Raw genomic sequence first — 4,964 nt, forward strand, 5'->3', positions numbered from 1 at the left:
GAACGTGCATTGGCCAATGAAACCTATGTGCCTTTTATTCAGACGGATGTGGCGATTAATCCGGGTAATTCGGGTGGCCCGCTGTTCAATCTGGATGGTGAAGTTGTTGGGGTTAACTCGCAGATCTATACCCGCTCCGGTGGTTTCATGGGATTGTCCTTTGCTATACCGATTGACGTTGCAATGGAAGTTGCTAATCAGCTGAAAGAGAAAGGTTTTGTGACCCGAGGTTGGTTAGGGGTGATTATTCAGGAAGTGAACAAAGACCTTGCGGAATCTTTTGGCTTGGATAAGCCGGCAGGTGCGTTGGTCGCTAAAGTATTGCCTGAAAGCCCGGCCGAGTCTTCCGGGCTGCAAGAGGGTGATGTCATTCTCAAGTTCAACAATGTGCCTGTGATTTTGTCATCTGATCTGCCTCATCAGGTCGGTCGGGTTAAGCCAGGCGCAAAAGTGAAAGTGAATGTGATGCGTGCTGGTAAACTGAGCAATATCTGGGTGACCATCGGTGAACTACCCAGTGAAAAGGATTTGGCAAAAGTTGGCACTCCACAGAAAGAGCGTGATGATTCTAATCGCCTGAACTTAGTTGTTTCGGAACTGGACGATAACCGTAAGCGGAAGTGGAACTTGAGCAGTGGTGTCGTTGTGCGTCGTGTGATGCAAGGCGCAGGATCAGATGCGGGTCTGATGGTGGGTGATATTATTACCATGCTCAATCGACAGCAAATCGAGTCTGTTGCTGACTTTGAAGAAGCGACACGCAGCTTGCCAGAGAACCGGGCGGTACCTATGCGGATCGTTCGACGTGGAAGCCCTCTTTTCATTCCGTTAAAGCTTCAGCAGTAGCCGCTAGGGCTGATGCCTTAGCCAGATTTAAGCACTAAGGAAAAGGGGCTCCAGGCCCCTTTTTACGTTTTTGAAGATTAATGGCCGCAGTGCGGTAAATACGGTAAACTTGCCGCCTTTCAAGCGATTCTGAACAGCAATGGTAGCCAATACGTGAGCAGCCTCGATCACATTCGAAATTTTTCCATCATCGCCCATATTGACCATGGTAAATCTACCTTGGCCGATCGTTTTATCCAGACGTGTGGTGGCCTGTCCGCCCGTGAAATGGAGGCTCAGGTTCTCGATTCGATGGATCTTGAGCGCGAGCGAGGCATCACCATCAAAGCTCAGAGTGTAACTCTGGATTACCATGCTAAGGATGGAAAAACCTATCAGCTAAACTTCATTGATACGCCGGGGCATGTGGACTTCTCTTATGAAGTATCCCGTTCTTTAGCAGCGTGTGAAGGCGCGCTGTTGGTTGTTGATGCAGCGCAGGGTGTTGAAGCGCAATCGGTTGCTAACTGTTACACCGCGATTGAGCAGGGTTTGGAAGTACTTCCCGTCCTCAACAAGATGGACTTGCCTCAGGCCGATCCAGACCGTGTGCGTGTTGAGATCGAAGAAGTTATCGGTATTGATGCTACGGAAGCGGTGGCGTGTTCCGCTAAAAGCGGATTAGGCATTGAGGACGTTCTTGAAGCGTTGGTAGAGAGCATTCCTGCGCCAGAAGGTGATGTTAACGCGCCGTTGCAAGCGTTGATCATCGATTCGTGGTTCGATAATTACCTTGGCGTTGTTTCTCTGGTACGTGTGGTACAAGGTACTTTGCGTAAGAAAGACAAGATTTTGGTGAAGTCCACCGGTCAGAACTACGGCGTAGATTCTGTTGGTATCTTTACGCCAAAACGTAAAGAAACCGGTATTTTGCAGGCGGGAGAAGTAGGATTTGTTGTTGCGGGTATCAAAGATATCCATGGTGCCCCAGTGGGGGATACTCTGACACACAACAAAACCCCGGATGTAGAAGAACTGCCCGGTTTCCAGAAGGTTCAGCCGCAGGTTTATGCGGGTTTGTTCCCAACCAGTTCCGATGACTATAACGATTTTCGTGAGGCGCTGGATAAGCTGACGTTGAACGATGCTTCGTTATTCTTCGAGCCGGAAACATCTGATGCGCTGGGCTTTGGTTTCCGTTGTGGCTTCCTGGGGATGCTGCACATGGAGATCATTCAGGAACGTCTGGAACGTGAATATAACCTGGATCTGATTACTACAGCGCCCACCGTAATCTACGAAGTAGAGATGCAAAATGGCGATGTGATCCACATTGATAGCCCTTCTAAACTGCCGGACCCGGGTTCGATTGTTGATATGCGGGAACCGATTGTTCAGGCGAATATTCTGGTGCCACAGGATTACCTGGGACCGGTTATTGGTTTATGTGTGGATAAACGCGGTATCCAGAAGAACATGCAGTACGTCGGTAATCAGGTTCAGGTCACCTATGAGCTTCCGATGGCTGAAGTTGTATTGGATTTCTTCGATCGCCTGAAGTCTGTCAGCCGGGGATATGCTTCCCTCGAGTACAATTTTGTCCGCTTTGAATCGGCCAAACTCGTGCGTATGGATATTCTGATTAATGGTGATAAAGTCGATGCACTGGCCGTCATCCTGCACCGGGATAATTCACAGTATCGAGGTCGTCAATTGTGCGACAAGATGAAAGAGCTGATCCCACGTCAGATGTTTGATGTTGCCATTCAGGCGGCATTGGGTGGCAAAATTATCGCCCGTACAACCGTTAAAGCGTTGCGTAAGAACGTGTTGGCAAAATGTTACGGTGGTGACGTCAGCCGTAAGAAGAAACTGCTGGCCAAGCAGAAAGAAGGTAAGAAACGTATGAAGCAGGTGGGTAGTGTTGAAATCCCGCAGGATGCGTTCCTAGCCGTGCTGAAAGTGGACAATTAAGGACATCTCATGGATTTCGATTTTGCACTGCTGCTAGTTGTTGCTACAGCTGTTTGTGGGATTATCTGGCTATACGACAAGGTCCTTCTGGCTCCGAAGCGTCGTGTGACGCTGGAAAAAGCAGAAGCTCAGGCGGCAGGTGCATTACCGGAAAATGTAGTCGCAACGATCACCCATGAGCCCGGTTGGGTTGATACGGGGCGTTCGATGTTCCCAGTGCTATTTGTTGTGCTGGTTTTGCGCTCTTTTCTCGTCGAACCGTTTCAGATTCCGTCCGGTTCTATGTTGCCCACGCTGCAGATTGGAGACTTTATTCTGGTCAATAAATACCACTACGGTATTCGTTTACCAGTCTCGAATACCAAAGTGCTGGCGCTGAATGATCCGAAGCGGGGCGATGTGGCTGTATTCCGTTATCCTAAACAGCCAAATATTAACTATATTAAGAGGGTTGTTGGCCTGCCGGGTGATCGGGTGACCTATGTGAACAAAACCCTTTACATCAATGGTGAGGCCCAGCCACAAGAACTGTTGGCACAACTGCCTCCCAGTCGTCCTCAACGGTTGGTGATGCAGGAACGTCTGGGTGATGTTCAGCATCAAATTTTCCGCGATGTGAACCGTAAGGGCATTGTGGGGGAGTGGGTTGTCCCGGAGGGTCATTACTTCATGGTGGGTGACAATCGTGATAATAGTAATGATGGTCGATACTGGGGATTTGTGCCGGATGAGTTGCTGGTAGGTAAAGCGTTTGCCGTGTGGATGCATTGGGAATCTTTCTTCAGCATTCCAGATTTCGGTGATGCCCGAGCGATTAATTAACAAGGAGGATGGAATGAGTAAGATGCGTAACCGACAGACAGGTGCTTCTCTGCTCTCCATCATGATCGTCCTGATCATTGGCGGTGTTTTCTTTTCTGTGGGGTTTAAGCTTTACCCCGCGTACTTTGATTACAAACTGGTTGATTCAGTGCTGACCGATGTGAGTACTGATCAGGATGAACTCTCCAAACCGTTGATACGCCTGCGTCAGGATCTGGCGAAGAAATTCCGTATTAACCAAGTAAAACTGCCGAAAAAAGACTCACTCGTCGTTCGGCAGGAGAAGGGCATGATTTACTTCGATCTAGATTATGAAGTACGTGTGCCTATGTTCTACAACGTAGACGCTGTTGTCTCGTTTAATAAGCAATACGAAGCCGTAAAACCTTGATCAAACCAATAGCCGAATTAATGCGCAAACTGGGATACGATTTTAACGATCCTAGTTTGTGTGAGCTTGCTCTGACGCACCGCAGCTGCGGTAAGCGCAACAACGAGCGTCTGGAATTTCTGGGCGATTCTATCCTTAACTTTGTCATCGCTGAAGACCTGTACGAGCGTTTCCCGCAGGCACGAGAAGGCGAACTGAGCCGTCTGCGTGCCGGACAGGTGAAAGGCGAAACGCTGGCTGAAATTGCCCGCGAACTGGGGTTTGGCGATTATCTGCGTCTGGGCTCTGGTGAATTGAAAAGTGGCGGCTTTCGCCGTGATTCAATTCTGGCCGACTCCGTAGAAGCTGTCATTGGCGCTATCTATCTCGACAGTGATATGGATACCGTGCGCGGATTCATCCTTGGCTGGTATAAGGCGCGTCTGGAGCAGATTAACCTTAAAAAGAGTCAGAAAGACTCTAAAACCCGCCTGCAGGAGTTTTTGCAGTCGCGTCGAATCGCGTTACCTCAGTATGAGCTGATTAAAGTCGAGGGCGAAGCCCACGATCAGACATTTTATATCCTCTGCCATGTGGAGATGCTGGAGCAGCCAACGAAAGGTATTGGCAGCAGCCGGCGTCAGGCCGAGCAGGAAGCTGCACGGGCAGCCATTGAACTATTACAGGTGGAGAAGTCCTGATGGGCGAAGATCTTTCCTATCTGCTTGAACCGCAGAATCCTGATCAGCGCTGTGGCTTTGTTGCCATCGTTGGTCGTCCGAATATGGGCAAATCAACATTGATGAACCATATTCTGGGGCAAAAGCTGAGTATTACCTCTAAAAAGCCACAGACAACCCGTCATCAGATTATGGGTATCAAAACCGAAGGCGATCTGCAGGTGGTGTACGTTGATACGCCCGGGCTGCACAAAGACGAAGGTAAAAAGGCCCTGAACCGCTACATGAACCGC

The 4,964-nt window shown here is 49.4% G+C and carries 6 protein-coding genes; all 6 read left to right on the top strand.

Features of this window, described 5'->3' with window-relative positions:
* On the top strand, positions 1–846 hold an 846-nt coding region (locus ABYW01_RS13955; RefSeq protein WP_372833707.1), incomplete at its 5' end, for a PDZ domain-containing protein.
* A gap of 153 nt (positions 847–999) precedes the next feature.
* The gene (gene lepA, locus ABYW01_RS13960; protein WP_372833709.1) at positions 1,000–2,799 is read left to right on the top strand and encodes a translation elongation factor 4; all 1,800 of its coding nucleotides are present in this window, start codon (positions 1,000–1,002) and stop codon (positions 2,797–2,799) included.
* A 9-nt stretch (positions 2,800–2,808) separates the two neighbouring features.
* Positions 2,809–3,621: a signal peptidase I gene (gene lepB, locus ABYW01_RS13965; protein ID WP_372833711.1), complete on the top strand. Its 813-nt coding sequence runs from the start codon at positions 2,809–2,811 to the stop codon at positions 3,619–3,621.
* A gap of 13 nt (positions 3,622–3,634) precedes the next feature.
* Complete coding sequence (locus ABYW01_RS13970; protein WP_372833713.1) at positions 3,635–4,012, top strand: DUF4845 domain-containing protein; 378 nt, start codon at positions 3,635–3,637, stop codon at positions 4,010–4,012.
* Between the two features lie 20 nt (positions 4,013–4,032).
* Positions 4,033–4,692, top strand: a complete 660-nt coding sequence (gene rnc / locus ABYW01_RS13975; protein ID WP_372833714.1) for a ribonuclease III — start codon at positions 4,033–4,035, stop codon at positions 4,690–4,692.
* Positions 4,692–4,964: GTPase (locus ABYW01_RS13980; RefSeq protein WP_372833717.1), on the top strand; the 273-nt coding region annotated here is incomplete at its 3' end. The genes rnc and ABYW01_RS13980, both read left to right, overlap by 1 nt.

Origin of the sequence: Pontibacterium sp., from assembly GCF_041587635.1 — a bacterium.
Taxonomy (GTDB): domain Bacteria; phylum Pseudomonadota; class Gammaproteobacteria; order Pseudomonadales; family Balneatricaceae; genus Pontibacterium.